This window comes from Rhodococcus sp. NBC_00297, from assembly GCF_036173065.1.
GTDB lineage: Bacteria > Actinomycetota > Actinomycetes > Mycobacteriales > Mycobacteriaceae > Rhodococcoides.
Window position 1 is genome coordinate 1,362,635 of sequence record NZ_CP108041.1, and the last position, 18,453, is coordinate 1,381,087.

The 18,453-nt window shown below is 66.8% G+C and carries 18 protein-coding genes; 12 read left to right on the forward strand and 6 right to left on the reverse strand.

The genetic code is table 11. From position 1 onward, the window contains the following. Nucleotides 1-22: 22 nt before the first annotated feature. The 6 genes from OG947_RS06515 (at nucleotide 23) to OG947_RS06540 (ending at nucleotide 4,812) form a co-directional block, all read left to right on the forward strand. A complete protein-coding gene (locus OG947_RS06515) occupies nucleotides 23-442 on the forward strand; it encodes a DUF302 domain-containing protein (protein WP_328813390.1) in 420 nt (139 codons plus the stop codon). 60 nt (nucleotides 443-502) lie between these two features. Then, nucleotides 503-772 (forward strand): metal-sensitive transcriptional regulator, encoded by a 270-nt coding sequence (locus tag OG947_RS06520; RefSeq protein WP_027504397.1) that lies wholly within the window; start codon nucleotides 503-505, stop codon nucleotides 770-772. Further along, nucleotides 769-1,692, forward strand: coding sequence for a class A beta-lactamase (gene bla / locus OG947_RS06525; protein WP_328813391.1), 924 nt, complete (start codon nucleotides 769-771; stop codon nucleotides 1,690-1,692). The genes OG947_RS06520 and bla overlap by 4 nt, the downstream gene beginning before the upstream one ends. 11 nt (nucleotides 1,693-1,703) lie before the next feature. Continuing rightward, nucleotides 1,704-2,891 carry an SGNH/GDSL hydrolase family protein gene (locus tag OG947_RS06530; protein WP_328813392.1) on the forward strand — a complete coding sequence of 396 codons (1,188 nt, stop codon included), beginning with the start codon at nucleotides 1,704-1,706 and terminating at the stop codon, nucleotides 2,889-2,891. A 150-nt stretch (nucleotides 2,892-3,041) separates the two neighbouring features. Next, nucleotides 3,042-3,716, forward strand: coding sequence for a hypothetical protein (locus OG947_RS06535; protein WP_328813393.1), 675 nt, complete (start codon nucleotides 3,042-3,044; stop codon nucleotides 3,714-3,716). 46 nt (nucleotides 3,717-3,762) lie between these two features. Beyond that, nucleotides 3,763-4,812, forward strand: coding sequence for an ABC transporter substrate-binding protein (locus OG947_RS06540; RefSeq protein ID WP_328813394.1), 1,050 nt, complete (start codon nucleotides 3,763-3,765; stop codon nucleotides 4,810-4,812). A 13-nt stretch (nucleotides 4,813-4,825) separates the two neighbouring features. Here OG947_RS06540 and ilvD read toward each other — a convergent pair whose 3' ends face one another. Further along, nucleotides 4,826-6,664: a dihydroxy-acid dehydratase gene (ilvD, locus tag OG947_RS06545; RefSeq protein ID WP_285189779.1), complete on the reverse strand. Its 1,839-nt coding sequence runs from the start codon at nucleotides 6,662-6,664 to the stop codon at nucleotides 4,826-4,828. Between the two features lie 99 nt (nucleotides 6,665-6,763). Here ilvD and OG947_RS06550 point away from each other — a divergent pair, with 99 nt between their 5' ends. Continuing rightward, entirely contained in the window at nucleotides 6,764-7,600 is an 837-nt protein-coding gene (locus OG947_RS06550) for a helix-turn-helix transcriptional regulator (protein ID WP_051613009.1), read from the forward strand. A 3-nt stretch (nucleotides 7,601-7,603) separates the two neighbouring features. Here the strand turns inward: OG947_RS06550 and OG947_RS06555 are convergent, their stop codons facing one another. Continuing rightward, entirely contained in the window at nucleotides 7,604-8,938 is a 1,335-nt protein-coding gene (locus tag OG947_RS06555; RefSeq protein WP_328813395.1) for an NtaA/DmoA family FMN-dependent monooxygenase, read from the reverse strand. Nucleotides 8,939-9,078: 140 nt separating this feature from the next. Here OG947_RS06555 and OG947_RS06560 point away from each other — a divergent pair, with 140 nt between their 5' ends. Both OG947_RS06560 and OG947_RS06565 read left to right on the forward strand, forming a co-directional pair. After that, a complete protein-coding gene (locus OG947_RS06560; RefSeq protein ID WP_328813396.1) occupies nucleotides 9,079-9,702 on the forward strand; it encodes a TetR/AcrR family transcriptional regulator in 624 nt (207 codons plus the stop codon). A gap of 56 nt (nucleotides 9,703-9,758) precedes the next feature. Continuing rightward, nucleotides 9,759-10,466, forward strand: a complete 708-nt coding sequence (locus OG947_RS06565; RefSeq protein ID WP_328813397.1) for an NADPH-dependent F420 reductase — start codon at nucleotides 9,759-9,761, stop codon at nucleotides 10,464-10,466. Between the two features lie 63 nt (nucleotides 10,467-10,529). On the opposite strand, the gene OG947_RS06570 is transcribed toward OG947_RS06565, so the two are convergent. Together OG947_RS06570 and OG947_RS06575 are read right to left on the reverse strand one after the other, a co-directional pair. Continuing rightward, nucleotides 10,530-11,603, reverse strand: coding sequence for a tartrate dehydrogenase (locus OG947_RS06570; RefSeq protein WP_328810362.1), 1,074 nt, complete (start codon nucleotides 11,601-11,603; stop codon nucleotides 10,530-10,532). Nucleotides 11,604-11,646: 43 nt separating this feature from the next. After that, nucleotides 11,647-12,342 (reverse strand): GntR family transcriptional regulator, encoded by a 696-nt coding sequence (locus tag OG947_RS06575; protein WP_328813398.1) that lies wholly within the window; start codon nucleotides 12,340-12,342, stop codon nucleotides 11,647-11,649. Between the two features lie 97 nt (nucleotides 12,343-12,439). Here OG947_RS06575 and OG947_RS06580 point away from each other — a divergent pair, with 97 nt between their 5' ends. From OG947_RS06580 to OG947_RS06590, 3 genes are all read left to right on the forward strand, one after another. After that, entirely contained in the window at nucleotides 12,440-13,603 is a 1,164-nt protein-coding gene (locus OG947_RS06580; protein ID WP_328813399.1) for a mandelate racemase/muconate lactonizing enzyme family protein, read from the forward strand. 539 nt (nucleotides 13,604-14,142) lie between these two features. Continuing rightward, nucleotides 14,143-15,669, forward strand: coding sequence for an SLC13 family permease (locus tag OG947_RS06585; protein WP_328813400.1), 1,527 nt, complete (start codon nucleotides 14,143-14,145; stop codon nucleotides 15,667-15,669). A gap of 6 nt (nucleotides 15,670-15,675) precedes the next feature. Beyond that, a complete protein-coding gene (locus tag OG947_RS06590) occupies nucleotides 15,676-16,674 on the forward strand; it encodes a phosphoglycerate dehydrogenase (RefSeq protein WP_328813401.1) in 999 nt (332 codons plus the stop codon). 52 nt (nucleotides 16,675-16,726) lie between these two features. On the opposite strand, the gene OG947_RS06595 is transcribed toward OG947_RS06590, so the two are convergent. Next, a complete protein-coding gene (locus OG947_RS06595) occupies nucleotides 16,727-17,680 on the reverse strand; it encodes an ABC transporter substrate-binding protein (protein WP_328813402.1) in 954 nt (317 codons plus the stop codon). A 327-nt stretch (nucleotides 17,681-18,007) separates the two neighbouring features. Further along, nucleotides 18,008-18,244, reverse strand: coding sequence for a hypothetical protein (locus OG947_RS06600; RefSeq protein WP_222639806.1), 237 nt, complete (start codon nucleotides 18,242-18,244; stop codon nucleotides 18,008-18,010). Nucleotides 18,245-18,453: the final 209 nt, after the last annotated feature.

The following is an 18,453-nucleotide window of genomic DNA, read 5'->3' on the forward strand; positions in this document are numbered from 1 at the left end:
CCCCGACCGAAGGACGACACTCGTGACCATCGCTCTGACCACCACCCTGACCGACACCGACTTCGACACCGCCGTCCAGCGCACCCGAGACGCCCTGGCAGAGCAGGGTTTCGGCGTGCTCACCGAGATCGACATGCAGGCCACCCTGAAAGCCAAGCTCGGTGAGGACATGGAGCGCTACCTGATTCTCGGCGCGTGCAACCCGCCCCTGGCCCACCGCGCCGTCGGCGTCATGCGACAGATCGGCCTGCTGCTCCCCTGCAACGTCGTCGTCCGCGAGGACCCGGACAACGCCGACGTGATCATCGTCGACGCCATGAACCCCGACATCATGGTCCAGTCGACCGGGGTGCCGGCGCTCGGCGACGTCGCCCACGACGCAGCGACCAAGCTCCGCGCTGCCATCGCCACGCTCGCCGACAAACCGGCACCCGGACACTGAGACTCTGATGCCCCCGGGGGTACCATCGGAAGCTCACGGCAGTTCTGACAGGAGTTCATCATGGTCGGCGACGACGACAGCATCGCACTGGTACTCAACCGACTCCGGCGCGCCAACGGCCAACTCACCGGGGTCATCTCGATGATCGAGAACGGCCGCGACTGCAAGGAGGTCGTCACCCAGCTCGCCGCCGTCTCGCGCGCGCTCGACAGGGCAGGGTTCAAGATCGTCGCCACCGGCCTGCGCGAATGTATGACCGGTGCCACCGCCGACAACAAGGAACCCATGACCGAGGCGGAACTCGAGAAGCTGTTCCTCGCACTCGCGTGACGAGACGAGCACTCCTGCACACGGCGGCCCGACCGCGCGTCGCGCTCGCTGTCGTCGCCCTGGCCCTCACCGCGTGCGCTCCGTCGGGCGGTGTGCCCGTCTCGCCGGCTCCCACGTCGAGTCGAGCAGAGCGCGACGACGTCTCGACCGGACTGCAGGCTGTCGAGGAGCGCTACGACGTGACGGTGGGTGTCAGCCTCCTGAACACCGGGACCGGCGAGACGATCAGCTATCGCGGAGCCGAACGTTTCGGTTTCGCTTCGACAGTGAAGGTGTTCCTGGCAGCCGAGTTCCTGCGACGAACCCCTGAGGACGCTCGGGACGACCTCGTGAGGTGGACCGCGGCCGACATCGAGCGCGCGGGATATTCACCGGTGACCACGGCACGTCTGGACACCGGACTCACGGCGGCCGAGTCGGCGGAAGCGGCCGTGCGGGAGAGCGACAACACGGCGACCAACCTCGTGTTCGACCAAATCGGCGGTCCCGCAGAGCTCGATGCGGCTCTGTCCCGACTCGGCGACGATGTCACGGACATCGTCGACGTGGAGCCGGGCCTCAACACGGTCGGACCCGACAGCACCGGAAACACCACCACCGCCGACGCGTTCACGACGAGTCTGGCCGCACTGCGGGGTGCCGGCTCGTCGACCGATTCCGACGCAGCGACCCTGGCCGAGTGGATGAGCGGGAACGCCACGGGCGACGCACTCGTCCGCGCGGGGGCGCCGAGCGGATGGACGGTGGCCGACAAGTCGGGTGGCGCCGGGGCCGTGCGGAACGACATCGCCGTCGTCACACCACCCGGCCGTCCCCCGCTGGTACTGACGGTGCTGACACGGAAGAACGACGCCTCGGCACCGTACGAGGACGCCGCGGTGAGCGAGAGCGCCGCGGTCGTCCTGAACACCGTTAGGTAGTCTCGGAAAGTATGATCGCCGCACTGCTCACCGACGACCTCGTTCTCGGTGCAGCCGAGCTCGAGCAGGTCGAACGCGGGGTACGCCCGCACCGTCTCCCCCGCGCAGTCCGTCAACGCGACGCGGATCCGCAGCTCGCGATGATGGAGGCGCAACCGTCCGGAGTGCGTATCGCCGCGCGCACGACCGCCGTCCAGATGGTCCTCGAGGTCCACACCACGCGCATGACCTACCGGGGTGTGATGCGCGACCGGGGCGCCGTCGACGTGGTGGTGAACGACTCGGTGCTTCAGTCGCACGTGCTCTCGGGCGGTGACACCGTCGAGATCGATCCGACCACCGGGACGAGCACGGTCCACCCGGGAACGACGGAACGCATCACCCTCACCGATCTGCCGGCCGGGGGGAAGACGGTCGAGATCTGGCTCCCCCACAACGAACAGGTGGATCTGGTCTCGCTGTCCGCTGATGCCGTTCTGCACCCGGCGCCGACGAGCGGACCGAGGTGGCTGCACCACGGCAGCTCGATCAGCCAGGGATCCAACGCCGCGAGCCCTACGCGCATCTGGCCTGTCGTCGCGGCCCGTCGTGCCGGCGTTCGGCTGCGCAACCTGGGTTTCGGGGGCAGCGCCTTCGTCGATCCGTTCATGGCTCGCGTCGTGCGGGACTCCCCCGCGGACGTCATCAGCATCAAGCTGGGCATCAACGTCGTCAACCTCGATGCTATGCGCCTTCGTTCGTTCGTTCCCGCAGTTCACGGGTTCCTCGACACCGTCCGCGACGGGCACCCGACCACACCGCTGCTGCTGATCTCGCCGATCCACTGCGCGATCCACGAGAACACTCCGGGACCCGGGGCGATCGATCCCGACTCGTTCGCCGCCGGCTCAGCGAGATTTCGCGCGACGGGCACGGAGGGCGACATCGCGCTCGGACGCCTGACACTTCGCGTGATCCGTGACGCGCTCGCTCAGATCGTCGACAGTCGATCGGACGACCCGAACCTCCACCACCTCGACGGACTGCTGCTCTTCGGCGAGGACGACGAACGGCGCCAACCACTTCCGGACAACCTGCATCCCGACACCGACGCCCACGCCGTCATGGGACAGCGTTTCGCGGACATCGCCTTCGGCCCGTCAGGGCCGTTCGCGCCGACGACGACAGACGACGTGCCCGACGACGCGTCGAGAGGGTGACGGTGGCTACGGCCGGATCCGCCGCCACCTCGGGCGTCGACGAGTTGCCGGACGGTGTGTGGAGTCGCGGCGGCCCGGGTATCACTCGTTCACCATGACCAGTGGGCGCGTTGCAGTCGTTCGCGCAACCAGAAGGGACAACCACCCTCGATGGTGAGCGCGGGGAACCACGACGGCGGGCTTCGCACGTCGATCATCACCGACATCGTGGATGTCTGTGTCGATCTGACGGGCGCCGACGGCGCCGCCCTGGTTCTGGTCCCGCCCGGCGACTGGTCGGTGCAGAATGTCGCGCACGTGACAGACGCGACGGCGGCCCGCGTCGCACGGGAACTCCAGGCAATCGGGCTCGGTCCGGTCGTCGACGCTCTCGCCGACGGTGCGGTCCACGATGCCGCGGTGGAGGATTCACTCGATCGCCTGCGGTGGCCGCAGGTGACCGGCGCCCTGAGCGTCCTGGGCGTCGGGTGGCTACGGGTGTTCCCTGTGGGCCCCCGCGCCCGACCGTCGGGAACCTTGCAACTTCACCGACGCACCTGGAGAGGTCGAGGGTGGTCGACGGAGCTCGACGGCCCTCTCGGCCGACTGGCGCACTCTCTCGGCACTCTGTGCGCCACCGACTTCGCCGCCGAGAACGGTGCACAGCCCGGCCCCGACACCGACGTGGTGCACACGGCGATCGGGATGATGGCCGCCAGCCACGAGCTTTCCGTATCCGCCGCATCCGCACTTCTGCGCGCGGTCGCTGATTCTCACGGGCGCTCGTCGGTGGCGCAGGCACGGGTCATCGTCGATTCAGTCGGGCGACGGGGAACCGGCACCTGACCTCGTTGATTGCGTTATAAGGGCAGCCTACCCTTAGCATCAAGGCATGATGCGTATTCCCGGCAGCGTTCCACGATGGACGAGACGCTCGATCACAGTTCTCATCGCCGCCGTGGCGGTGACCGCGCACCTCGTCGGCTGCAGCTCGTCGGACCCCGCTGACCCCGGTTCGGCGACGACCGCCGATGCGTCGTTCCCGAAGACGTTGCGGCACATGTACGGCGAGACTGTCCTCGACTCGACACCCGCCCGCGTGGCCACCTGGGGTGCCGGCGCCACGGATGCCGTGCTGGCTCTCGGGGTGATGCCGGTGGCCATGCCGTCGACCACGTACGGCGGCGGTGACGACCTGACGTACCCGTGGATCGCCGAGTCGATCGCCCGGAACGGCGGTGAGGCACCGGCTCTCCTGGACGACGTTTTGGGTCCCCTGTCGGTCGAGAAGCTCGTCGCAGCCGACCCCGACGTCCTGCTGGCACCACATTCCGGCCTCACTCGGAGCGAGTACGACGCGGTCACATCGGCCGGCATTCCCGTGGTCGCACCGCCGTCCGAGCTCTGGTCGACTCCGTGGCGAGACACGATCGGTGTCACCGGTGAGGTTCTCGGAAAGAGCGTCGAGGCAACGGAACTCGTGTCAGAACTGGACCAGCAGGTCGTCGATGCCGGCGCAGGACACCCCGAGTTCCGAGACCGAACCATCGCCTACGTGTCCGAGGCGCAGGACGTCTACTACCTCCTGCTTCCCTCGGACCCGCGCGTCGAGTTGCTCGAGAACCTGGGATTCACGTCCGATCCGTCCGTCACCGAACTGGCGACCGGTGATTCCACGTTCTCGACCGCGGTGTCGTCCGAGGAGATCTCCCGAATCGATGCCTCTGTCGTCTTCACACAGGTGGACACGGACGCGGCACTCCGGGAGTTCCTGTCATCCGACGTGTCGCGGCAGATCCCCGCTGTGGCGGCAGGTGCCGTCGCCGGATTCGTCGGCCAGGAAGCCGGGGCCGCCATCGGCCCGACGGCACTGACGATTCCCTACTTCCTCCCGACTCTCGTCGACGGCTTGGCGACGGCGGTCAACGCAACGGAGCGGTGACGAACCACGGGACTCACCGGAGCGAATCGACGTCGCGCACCGCACCCTTGTCTGCGGACAGTGCGAGCGCGGCGTACGCACGGAGAGCGACGCTCACCTCGCGCTGCCTGTGGCGGGGCCGGAAGCCGTCGAGGGCAGAACGCCGTTGCGCGAGCACGCTGTCGGCGACGTCCAGTGTGATCGAGCGGTGCGGGATGTCGATGGTGATGCTGTCCCCGTCCTCGACCAGAGCGATCACGCCACCCGCGGCCGCCTCCGGAGACACGTGCCCGATCGACAGACCCGATGTCCCGCCGGAGAAGCGGCCGTCGGTGATCAGCGCACACGAAGCCCCGAGGCCGCGACCCTTGAGAAATGCTGTCGGATAGAGCATCTCCTGCATTCCGGGCCCACCGCGCGGACCCTCGTACCGCACGACCAGCACGTCGCCGGCCACGATCCGTCCGGACAGGATGGCGTCACATGCGTCCTCCTGCGACTCCACGACCACGGCCGGGCCGGTGAAGGTGAGGATGGAGTCGTCGACGCCCGCCGTCTTCACCACACACCCGTCGGCGGAAAGGTTGCCGCGCAGAACCGCCAGGCCGCCGTCGGCCGAGTACGCGTGCTCCACATCGCGGATGCATCCGCCGGCGGAGTCGAGATCCAACGTCTCCCAACGCTCGGACTGCGAGAACGCCGTGGCGGAACGCACGCATCCCGGTGCGGCGTGGAACAACTCGATCGCGGCCTCGTCGGCACACCCGGACCGGACGTCCCACCGGTCGAGCCAGTCGGCGAGAGACTCCGAATGCACCGTGTGCACGTGATCGTGCAGATGCCCGCCCCTGCGGAGCTCACCGAGAATGGCGGGCACTCCACCGGCGCGGTGCACGTCCTCGACGAGGTAGTGCCCGTTGGGTGCCACCTTGCACAGACATGGGACCATCCGCGAACGCTTTTCGATGTCGTCGAGGCTGTAGTCGAGTTCAGCCTCGCGTGCCGCGGCCAGGAGATGCAGGATCGTGTTCGTCGATCCACCCATCGCGATGTCTAGGGCCATGGCGTTGTCGAACGCAGCGCGTGAGGCGATCTGCCGAGGAAGGACCGACTCGTCGTCGTGGTCGTACCACCGACGGCACAGATCGACCACGGTGCGCCCGGCATTCTCGTAGAGGTCCCGACGCGCCGTGTGCGTGGCGAGCGTGGTCCCGTTGCCCGGCAGAGCGAGCCCCAGCGCTTCGGTCAGGCAGTTCATCGAGTTTGCCGTGAACATGCCCGAGCAGCTCCCGCACGTGGGGCACGCTGACTCCTCCACGCGTTCCAGGTCCTCGTCCGAGACGTCACCGGCGGCGGCATCGGACATGGCGGACACCAGGGTGAGTCGGGTTCGCACGGTGCCGTCGACGAGCACTGCGGTGCCACCCTCCATCGGACCGCCCGAGACGAACACCACCGGGATGTTCAGTCGCAGTGCGGCCATGAGCATCCCGGGGGTGATCTTGTCGCAGTTCGAGATGCACACGAGAGCGTCCGCGCAGTGTGCGTTCACCATGTACTCGACGGAGTCGGCGATGAGATCGCGGGAGGGCAGCGAGTAGAGCATCCCGCCGTGTCCCATCGCGATGCCGTCGTCGACCGCGATCGTGTTGAACTCGCGCGGAATGCCGCCGGCTGCGGTGATCGCGTCCGAGACGATGCGGCCGACCGGCTGGAGATGGGTGTGGCCGGGAACGAACTCGGTGAAGCTGTTCGCGACGGCGATGATCGGCTTACCGAAATCGTCGCCGTTCACCCCCGCGGCGCGTAGTAGCGCGCGGGCCCCCGCCATGTTGCGTCCGTGCGTGACGGTTCTCGATCGAAGTGCAGGCATGGGGACGACGATGCCGGTCGAGTGCCGCCGCAGGAAGACAGCTCCGGTACTGGTATCACCACCACCACCTTCACGCGTGGACGATCGTAGAGTTGCCGTGTGACCACCGACCGGGACTTCGCCGCGCGCCGTGAGCTGGGAGCTTTCCTGCGCGCCCGCCGCTCGGCACTGCCACGGTCGCGGCTCGGGTTGCCGCCCGTTCCGCGGGGCCGGTCGACAGGCTTACGTAGAGAGGACGTCTCGTCGCTGTCCCATGTCAGCGTCACCTGGTACACCTGGCTCGAACAAGGGCGGGACATCCACCCGTCACGCCAAGTCCTCGATGCCGTCGCCGCGACGCTGCACCTCACGCCTGCCGAGCACGATTACGTTCTCGACCTCGCGGGACACCCGCCGACGCCGACCCCGTCGAGCGCGGAGACGACGCCTCCGGCCGTGCAACGTCTGCTCGATGCCCTCACCGATTTCCCCGCGTTCGCTCTCCGTCCGGAGTGGACGATCGCCGGATGGAATCGTGCGTACCGTGCGTTGTTCCCCCGCATCGAGACCGTGGAGGCAGCGGACCGAAACCTTCTGTGGCTGGTCTTCACCGACCCGTACGTGCGCGAGTTGCTCCCGCACTGGGAGTCCGACAGCAGACGCTTCCTCGCAGAGTTCCGGGCAGACGGAGGCGCCGCCCTCGGCACTCCCTCCTTCACGGACCTGGTCGATCGGCTCCGCTCGACGAGTGACACGTTCGCCGACGGGTGGGACAACCGCGACATCGAGGGATTCGCCTCGCGTGAGCGCGTCTTCCGGCACCCTGTCGTCGGAGAGTTGCGCTTCGAGCACCACCAGTTGGCGCCGACCGATCACAAGGACGTGAACATCGTCGTCTACCTTCCTGTCGCGGGCACCGACACTCGCGAGAAGGTGCAGCGCCTGATCGGCGAGTGACGATCAGACGTCGGCACGGCCTGTCACACGTGGATCGGGTCCGTACAGCGCCGGGACGTCGAGGTGGTCGCGCAGGGTGGTCCCCTCGTACTCTCGGTGGAACAGGCCGCGGTCCTGCAGGACCGGGACGACTCCGTCGACGAGGGCGTCGATCCCTCCGTCGTAGACGTCCGGGGAGACCCAGAAGCCGTCGACTGCTCCCGCCTCGAACCATTCCTGCATGTGATCGGCGGCGTCGGAGGCCGGACCGACGATGACAGGGTGGTAGTCGATGACCCCGTGCGCGAGCACGTCTCGGACGGTCCAGCCCTCACGCGCGATCGCCAGAGCGTGCACCGATCGGGGGTCGCCCGGTGACGGGCGGGCCGCGGACAACTGCTGGGCCGACACTGGTTCGTCGAGGTGCGTGTGATCGAGGTGCAGTCCCAGCATGCGTCCGAGGTAGACCGCGCGCTGCGGGAAAGTCCGCCCGCTGAGCAGGATTCGACGATCGAGGGCGTCCCTCCGCGTATCGGCGATCGACGTCATCAGACCGGCGAAGAACCGGATCTCATCGGGGTCTCGCCCGGCCAGCTCGGCCGCGCGTCGGAACGCATCGCGCTGCGCACGTGCGTCCTCGATGGTGAACGCGGCACCGATGACGGCGTCGGCGAAACGACCGGCGAGCTCGAGAGAATTCGCGCTTCCACCGGCATGGAAGATGACCGGTTGTCCCTGCTCGGACGGCGGGATGTACAGCGGACCGCGTGAGGCGACATGGGCACCACCGAGGTTGATCGGAGCGATCTGATCGGCATCCGCGAAGCGGCCGGTCTCCTGGTCGTGCACCCAGGCGGATTCTCCCCAGCTGCCCCAGAGCGACTGCACCAGCTGCACTGTCTCGTGTGCTCGCCCGTAGCGCTCGGGTCCGGAGGGCAGTGACCTGCCATAGTTGGCCGCGACGTCCTCGCCGCTCGAGGTGACGGCGTTCCACCCCGTCCTACCGTGACTCAGGACGTCCAGCGCCTTGAACTGCCTCGCGAGGGTGAACGGCTCGGTGAAGGTGGTCGAACCGGTTGCCACCAAGCCGATCCGGCTCGTCTCGCGCGCGACAGCCGCCACGGTGACCATGACGTCCAGGTTGAAGTTCGGGGGCTCGTTCTCGATGTCGCCGACATGGGTCGGCCCGTCGGGCAGGAACAGGAACTGCAGCTTTCCTCTCTCGGCCGCCTGCGCGTGCCGCACCTTCGCGTCGAAGCTCGCATAGCTGGTGGGATCGACTCCAGGTGCCCGCCAGGAGCCGGGCAGGTTGCCGTACCCATTGCCCAGATGCATGCCGATGATCATCTGTTCGGACATCGTGTCCTCTTTCCGTGGCAGAGCAGTGTGGTCGCGATCGGGAGACGACCGGCTGTCGACATCGACGACAAGAGGAGGTAGTCTCCACTTCAGCAAGATATGGAGACACTCCCCGCTTTGTCAACAGAGAGGTGACCGACGTGGCCGACGACGCGATCAGCAAGGTTCGCGCCCCGCGAGCCGACGCACGCCGCAACAGGGACCACATCCTCGGCGTCGCCGAGCAGTTCTTCTCCGAGCACGGAGTCAGCGGTTCCCTCGACGCGATCGCGAAGCAGGCCGGCGTCGGAGCAGGCACGCTGTACCGCCACTTCCCCAGCAGGGAAGCACTTCTCGCCGCACTGCTCACAGCACGAGACGACGCACTGGTCTCCCGACGTGACGAGCTCCGCACCCGATCGACGACCGCGGCCGACGCCCTCGACGGGTGGCTCGATGCACTGACCGACTGGGCGAGCGCGTTCGACGGGCTACCCGAACCCCTGCGGGCCGCGACGACGACGGACCAGTCCCCGCTCGCCACGACGTGTCAGGGTTTCATCACCACGACCGAAGAATTCCTCGAGGCCGCACAGCGGGAAGGCAGTGCACGCTCCGACGTCCGAGCACGCGACCTGTTCCTCGCCGGCCTCGCCACGAGTTGGGTCCGAGGTGCGGCGATGGCCGACCGCGACTCCGCCGCAGCACTGGCCACCCTCACCCGCCGAGGGTGGGAGACCACCACACGCACCCGCGACACGACCGGCGAACCCGCCGAGACGTGATCGACGACCTCTCGTTTCACGACCGTGAGACGACATCGACAGAAGGAGACAGCGCCATGACACGCTTGGGAATCATCGGCAGCGGATCGATCGGATCCGCGGTGGCCCGACTCGCCGTCGCCGCGGGCCACGAGGTCCTGATCGCGAATTCGCGAGGGCCGGAGTCCCTGACGGACCTGATCGACGAGTTGGGACCCGGCGCTCGGGCGGGCACGGTCCGCGACGCCGCGGAGTTCGGGGACATCCCGCTGCTGTCCGTGCCGCTCGGAGCGTACGGGAACCTCCCGGTCGACGCCTTCGCCGGAAAGACCGTCCTCTCCACCGGCAACTACTACCCACATCGTGACGGACGCATCGCACAACTCGACTCCCTCGACAGCACCACCGCCGAGTACGAGCAGGCACTGCTACCCGACACCACAATCGTCAAGGCGTTCAACAACATCCTGTTCCACCACATCCCGAACCTGGCCAACTCCACACCCCGCACGGCACTGCCGATCGCCGGGGACGACGCCGATGCCAAGGCACGCGTGGCGGCCATCGTGAACGCCCTCGGCTTCGACACCGTCGACGCCGGAACCCTCGCCGAGTCCTGGAGCTTCGAACCCGAATCCGGTGCCTACACGCCGATCTACGCTGCCGATCAAGCCGCACTCGCCGCCGACTACCTCGCCGACCCCGGCGCGCCGGTCCCCGCCGACCGACTCCGTGAACTTCTCGACGCCTCCCACCGCCCCGACGTCGCCGCCCGGCAGTTCTGAGGCGAGCGGACCTTGCGCAGTGGGTGATCGGGCGCCGACTCGACTGCTCGGCCCTACCTGGCCTCAGCCCATGCAGCGGACGATCGCGTCGCCGAGGCTCCCAGTCGTGCCGGTACCACCCATATCGGGCGTGAGGGAGTCGCCTCCGCGTGCGAGGACCTCTTCGACGGCGGTGAGAATCGCTGCGGCAGCATCCTTCTCACCGAGGTGTTCGAGCATCATCGACGCACTCCAGATCTGACCGATCGGGTTGGCGACGCCACGGCCGGCGATGTCGGGAGCGGAGCCGTGCACCGGCTCGAACAGACTGGGGAATCGCCGCTCCGGGTTGATGTTTCCGCTGGGCGCGATTCCGATGGTGCCGGTGCACGCCGGTCCGAGGTCGGAGAGGATGTCGCCGAACAGGTTGCTCCCGACCACGACGTCGAACCAGTCCGGGTGGAGCACGAAGTTCGCGGTGAGAATGTCGATGTGGTACTTGTCCACGCGCACATCGTCGTAGTGAGCGGCCATGGCCTCGACCCGCTTGTCCCAGTACGGCATCGAGATCGAGATCCCGTTGCTCTTGGTGGCGGAGGTCAGGTGCTTCTTCGGGCGGGTCCGGGCGAGGTCGAAGGCGTACTTCAGAATTCGGTCGACGCCCACACGGGTCATCACCGTCTCCTGGAGAACGGTCTCCCTGTCGGTGCCCTCGAAGATCGTGCCACCGACGCTCGAGTACTCGCCCTCCGTGTTCTCCCGTACGACGTAGAAGTCGATGTCACCGGGTTCGCGCCCGGCCAACGGACTGGTGACACCCGGAAGCAGCTTGACCGGGCGGAGACTGACGTACTGGTCGAAGTGCCGGCGGAACTGCAGCAGGCTGCCCCACAGGGAGACGTGATCGGGGACGGTGTCGGGCCATCCGACAGCACCGAAGAAGATCGAGTCGAATCCGACGAGTTCGTCGAACCAGCCGTCGGGCATCATTTTTCCGTGCCGTGTGTAGTAGTCGGCACTGGCGTAGTCGAACTGTTCGTGGTCGAGGGTGAAGTCGAATGCCTTCGCGGCTGCTTCGAGGACCTTGATGCCCTCGGGTACTACTTCCTTACCGATTCCGTCTCCGGGGATGACGGCGATGCGATGAGTGGAACCCATGGGGTGCCTACCTTTCGGTGTGTGGGAGTCGCTGACGGAGGCGTCAGGCAGAGTCCTGATGGTGGGTGAGCTCGTCACCTTCGAGCGCGTCGATCGCTGCGGCGGTGAGGCTGTTCAGAATGTGCTTGCGTGTCAGCTCTCCCGCCGCGTGGCTGTCACCCGAGACGACGAGTTCGAGGATCTGGAAGTGCTCGTCGAGATCGATGGTGCGGGGTTCCGCACCCGGTGGCAGTTCCAGGCCCACCCGCCGATACCTGTCGGACTTGTCCCACAGGTCTTCCAGCAGGTGGATGAGTACGTCGTTGTGGGACGCGAGGTACAGGGTGCGGTGGAACTCGCGGTGCGCGATCAGCCCCTCCTCCCCCCACTTCTGAGTCACCGGGACCAGTCGAGACGCCGCGGCCCGCATGTCGACGATGTCGCGTTCGGTGCGCCGCTGTGCAGCCAGTTCCACAGCGGTGGGGTCGAGCGACAGACGCACCTCGAAGAGCTGTCGCGCCTGAGTGGACGACATTGGTGCGATGCGCACGTTCTTGTGACTGTCGAGTTCTATCAGCCCCTCACTGCTCAGGCGCCGCACCGCCTCCCGTAGAGGGGTGATGCTCATCTGCAGGCGGTCGGCCAGTTCGTACTGCGCCAGACGCGAGCCCGCGGGCAGAGTTCCCAGCAGGATCCAGCTGCGGAGCTGGGCGTAGGCGACGTCTCCCTTGCTGGAGAAGACATTCTGCGCAACGGCCACGATGGTCCGCCTCTCGACAGGGGGTTGTGCTCTCGGTCACGGCGAGTATAGCTTGGAAACATCTTATAAGACTTACAAGATACAAGAGAGGTCCACCATGAAGATCACCTCCGTCCACGAGGGCACCGTTCCGATCAGCTCCTCCATCCGCAATGCCTGGATCGATTTCAGCAAGATGGACTGCTCCATCGTCGCCATCGTGAGTGACGTGGTGCGCGACGGCGAGCCCGTCGTCGGGTACGGCTTCAATTCCAACGGCCGCTACAGCGCCGGCGAGATCCTGCGGCGCCGCATCATCCCGCGCCTGCTCGACGCAACGCCGGACTCGCTCCTCGACGCAGAGGGCGAACTCGATCCCACCATCGCGTGGGACGCCATGATGAGCAACGAGAAGCCGGGCGGACACGGCGAGCGATCGGTCGCCGTCGGTGTGGTGGACATGGCACTGTTCGACCTCGCATCGAAGATCGCCGAGAAGCCGCTCTACCGCTGGCTCTCCGACAAGCACGGTGACGGTGCACCCGACGACTCCGTGTTCGTCTACGCCGCCGGTGGCTACTACGCCCCCGGAAAGACACTCGCGGATCTACAGGACGAGATGCGCGGATTCCTCGACCAGGGTTATCACGTGGTCAAGATGAAGATCGGCGGCGCCGACCTCGCCGAGGACCTGCGCCGCATCGAGGCAGTCCTCGAGGTGCTCGACGGTGACGGTTCACGTCTCGCAGTCGACGTCAACGGTCGTTTCGACCTGGCGGCCGCCCTCGAGTACGGCAAGGCCATCGAGCCCTACGGCCTCTTCTGGTACGAGGAGGTCGGTGACCCCCTCGACTACCGCCTGAATGCTGTTCTCTCCGAGAACTACTCGGGCCGCATCGCCACCGGCGAGAATCTGTTCTCCCTCCAGGACGCCCGCAATCTCGTGCGGTACGCCGGCATGCGTCCGGACCGCGACATCATCCAGGTCGACCCCGCGCTGAGCTACGGCCTGACCGAGTACCTGCGCATCCAGTCGATGCTGAAGGACCACGGCTGGTCCTCCCGCCAGTGCATCCCGCACGGCGGTCACCAGTTCTCCCTGCACATCGCCGCCGCACTCAAGCTGGGCGGCAACGAGTCCTACCCCGGCGAGTTCCAACCCACCGGCGGATTCGCCGACGGCGCCGTCGTCGAACGGAGCCAGGTGGGACTCACCGAGAGCCCCGGCATCGGGTTCGAGGAGAAGGCCGCCTTCTACAAGGTGCTGCGCGAGCTGCACTGACCACGTCGTGACAGCCCGAGGGCTCGACGCATGACGGAGGGGGAAGCGCTACCCGCGGGACCGATACTCAGCGGGTAGCGCAGTCCGTTCCTCGCGCCCGGTAACCACTCCACAGAACGACGAGCCCCGTCGCTGGGCCCTGTCCCGCACTGCCGGAGTTTCACCCTGCGCACCATCGAGTGCGTTCCGCACAGGTGTCTCCGCGCGCGACTCTCCCTTGCAAAGCAGATCGACAGTCACCGAACGTGACTCTGTGCGGCACGTGCTGTTCGGCGATCCGGGCACACAGCATCAGCACGATCGACTCGACGCCGGGTCACGACCCCGGCGCGTCACACGTAGCTCACGAACATTCGCAACCTCGAGAAAGGTACGTCATGTCAGCCTATTCGGTCCACCGGGTATGGGACGAGTTGTGGGAATCACACCGGCAGATCAAGAGATTCGTCCTCTACTCCGTCGGGAAAGGCTCGCCCAGATCCGAGTCGGTCGGCGTCCGTACGACCAGGAACTCGTCCACAACGACGTATCGACCGGACATGGCGCCGAACGAGGACGATCAGCCCCGTAGCGGGCCACCGGGTGGTTACACGACTCCCCGGCTGGTCGGCCTTGCTCTCGGTCCTTTGTTGTTCGCAGTGACTCTGCTGTTCTTCCAGTCGGAAGGTCTGTCCCGCGACGGCGTGGCCGTGCTCGCGGCAACCCTGTGGATCGGTACCTGGTGGATCACCGAAGCCATCCCGATTCCCGTCACGTCCTTGCTCCCGGTCGTGCTGCTTCCTCTCACCGGCGCGGTGGACGGCGACCTCGTCGTCTCGTCGTACGGGAACGACATCATCTTTCTGTTCCTTGGTGGTTTCTCCTTGGCCATTGCCATGGAGAAATGGGACCTCCACAAGCGGATCGCGCTGACCATCGTGGCGATGATCGGAACCAGCCCGCGGCGCATCATTCTCGGGTTCATGATCGCCACCGCGTTCCTGTCGATGTGGGTCTCCAACACCGCGGCCACGATGATGATGATCCCAGTCGGTCTCGCTGTGGCCTATCAGGCTGCGCAGGCGCTCCGCGACGGCGAGCATGTTGACGAGATTCCGAAATTCGAGAAGTGCATCGTCTTCTGCATCGGGTATGCCGCGACGATCGGCGGGCTCGGCACGCTCATCGGAACTCCTCCGCTCGCCGTACTCGCCGCAGTGTCGGGCGAACTGTTCGGGCAGACCATCAGTTTCGGCTCGTGGATGCTGTTCGGAGTGCCGATCGTCGTTCTACTCCTGGCGTTCGCGTGGTTCTACCTGACGTTCGTCACCTATCGATTCGGGTTCACCGAGCTTCCCGGTGGGAAGAACGTGATCCTGGAAGAACGACGACAGCTCGGAGTTCTCAGCTACGAGGAGAAGATCGTCCTGGCGATCTTCGTCGGCACCGCGTTCATGTGGATCACCCGAGGCTTCATCTGGGACGACCTCCTGCCGGGTATCAGCGACGGAGTGATCGCCGTCGTCGCAGCGATCCTGTTGTTCATGGTGCCGACTCGGCGCGGTGACCAGAGCCGAATTCTGGAATGGGAGGACTCCAAGAAGATCCCGTGGGGAATTCTGGTTCTCTTCGGCGGCGGTCTGGCCATCGCCGCAGGGTTCGTGGAGTCAGGACTGTCGGAATGGGTCGGCGACCGCCTGCTGGTCCTCGATGGAGTTCACATCGTGCTGACTGTGCTCGTGGCTGCCGCGCTCGTCCTGTTCCTCACCGAGATCACGTCGAATGCCGCGACGGCGACCATGATCCTTCCGGTGATGGCAGCTTTCGGTGTGGCACTGGGAGTCCACCCCTACGCTCTGATGATTCCCACCGCGATGGCAGCGAACTGTGCTTTCATGTTGCCCGTGGGAACACCGCCGAACGCGGTGATGTTCGGAACCGGCAAGATCGCGATCATGGACATGGTGCGACTCGGTTTCTGGCTCAACATCGCCGCACTCGTCCTCCTCGTCGCTGCGACGTTCCTCTACCTCCCGCACATCTGGGGACTCGACCTGTCCGTCGTGCCCGCGGACTTCGACCAGTAGCCGCGAGTGCACGACACCACGACCGTTCCCGAGGAAGGCAACACCGTGTCCACTGTCCTCATCACCACCGACTACCTCCACCCCGGCGACGACGTCGACACCTTGCTCCGTGCGCACGGTCACGAGACCCTCCACTCCCCCGCCGTCGGGCCTCGCCCCGACGGTGAGATGGCCGCGCTCCTCGCCGCGAGTGACGCTGCCATCATCGCCAGCGAACCCGTCACCGCCGCCATGCTGCGCGCGGCCCCGTCCCTCAGCGTGATCGCGCGCAGCGGAGTCGGATACGACTCGATCGACATCGAGGCCGCCACCGCTCACGGCGTCCTCGTCTGCAACACCCCCGGAGCCAACCGCCATGCGGTGGCCGAGATGACCCTCGCTCTGCTCCTGATGTGCGCGAGGCGGATCGGCGAGACCACCGACGGCGTGCGGCGCGGAGAGTGGCCACGCCACGACACTCGACAGCTACGGGGCGCGACTCTCGGCATCATCGGCCTCGGGCCGAGCGGACGGGCCGTCGTGGACCTCGCTCACGCGTTCGGCATGACCGTCCTGATCTCCACCGGCCATCCCGACCCCACACTCGAGGTCACCTACCTCGACAGAACCACTCTGCTCCGCGAGTCCGATTTCGTCAGCCTCCACGCCCGTGCCGGCGGCGCACCCGTCATCGACGCCGCGGCACTGGCCCAGATGAAACCCTCTGCCTACCTGGTCAACACGGCCCGCGGATCGATGGTCGACGAGGATGCCCTCGTCGACGCGCTCCGCGACCACACCATCGCGGGAGCGGCGCTCGACGTCTTCGCCACCGAACCACCGAACCCGGACAACCCGCTCCTGGCCATGCCCACGGTCGTGGCCACCTCACACCTGGCCGGTCAGACCCGCGAGGCGCGCACCGATGCGGGTACCGCGGCCGCCGAGTCCGTCGTCGCAGCACTGGCCGGTCGGCCGGCCGCGGGTGCGATCAACGAGTCGGCGGTGGCGACGAGACGACCCTGAGCCGCCGCCGGACGGGGCCCCTGGACCATGCAGGAGTACCCCCCGGTCGGCGTCAGGTCGACGAGCTCGTGCGGTCGACGGCGTCCGCAAGGCGGTCGAGCCAGTCCGCGTACTCGGCATAGGTGGTGGGACGCTTGTCGTCCCAGTCCAGAACATGGCCCGAGGTGACCGCAGGAATGGAACCGTAGACGGGTGAGGCGTCCAGCACCTCACGGCTCGCGGGGTACTCGAGAACGATGTCGGCAGGGTACTGAGCAACGTTCTCCCAGCTCACCGTCGCCCACGGTCCGTCGAATCCCGGACCCGCGAGACTCACACCGAGGTCCGAGAGCAGTCCCAGCACCGACAACTGTTCCGTTCCGATGTACACGGCGTCGGCGGCCGCGTCGACGGGCAGCACCGTCACGCCGGGATTCGCGGCCACAGCATCGCGCACCCGCTGTTTCGCCGCGTCGTAGTCCGCACGGTCGGATGCGATCTCCGGGGAGTCCACGTCGGCGCCCAGTGATGCTGCGAGCGAACGGTATTGATCCAGCGTTCCGTCGAGCGACGAGGACGGGTCGATGCCCAGGAAGGGAGCGACGACGTTGATCTGCTCGGCCTGCGCTGCCTCCCACCAGATCCAGGACGTGGGATCGGTCTCGGCGGAAAAGCCGACGACGAGGTCGACGCCCATATTCGCCGCCACCTCCGTCTCGAACACCGCATCCGTACCCACGACGGTCATGGAATCGAGGTCCGCGTCACCGAGACCCAGCCCGTTGGTGATGCCGTAGCCGTAGACCCCGGCAGGGCGAACACCGTAGTCCCACAGTGCGGCAGCCGAGTACGCGTCGACGACCACCGTGTCCGGCGGTGCGTCCAGCGACACGGTGTTGCCGAAGGCAGTGGTGTGAGACCACTCTTCCCCACCGGAACTGCTCCCGGACTCGGTGGAACACCCGGCGACAGCCAGAGCGAGGGTAGCGAGGAGAGCGCCGGCGCGCCCGGCGGACATGGTCGACATGTCCGAATGTTAGCGCAGGCTTACCTCACTTCGGTGAGTCACCGTCTGCGTGAACGGCGGGCCCCTCCGAGATTGACGACCAGCGCAACGAGCGCCAGCACTACCGCCACGACCCACCCATCCGGGTCCACCGCGTGGACGAGGATAACGGCACCGAGAACGACGAGCGCAGCAAGCGCGACCACCCCGAGCCCGGGGCCGCCGAGCGCTGTGCGGGTGCGACGGTCCAGAGCACCGAGTCGTGTCCTCACACGTCGACCCTACGACGTCGAGTCCACCGCACCGGATCGCGTCGATCCCGTTCGCGGAGGTTCCAGAGTTCGGATCTCAGGCCAGCGCGAACCGGGTGCGCAAATTTTGCGTCTGCCGGTGCAGCTCTCGCAGAGTCCGCTTGTGTGTCGCGGCCTGCTGCTCGTGCCACGTACCGGTGGGCGCGTCCCCCCTGGCCCGAGCTTCTGCGGCGAGCCGACGCGCGTCCTCGAGTTGAACCGATACGGTCGCGATCTCGTCGTCCAGCGCCGCGAGAAACACCCGCGCCTGCGCCACGTCCGAATCGTCCGCCACCCCGGTTCGCCTCCATCGTCATCGACCGTGCCGGTCCAGTCACTCACGATAGCGAGCCGAGCCTGCTGCCACACCCCTCACAACTCCCGTGTGGCGGACGATCCGGTGCAGTGAACCGTGTCCAGCACGGTCAGCTGCACCGGATCACGCACAGCGGTCGCGTGGTCGATGAGTTCCCGACCTCGCGCCGGTCCACATCAGTGACATCC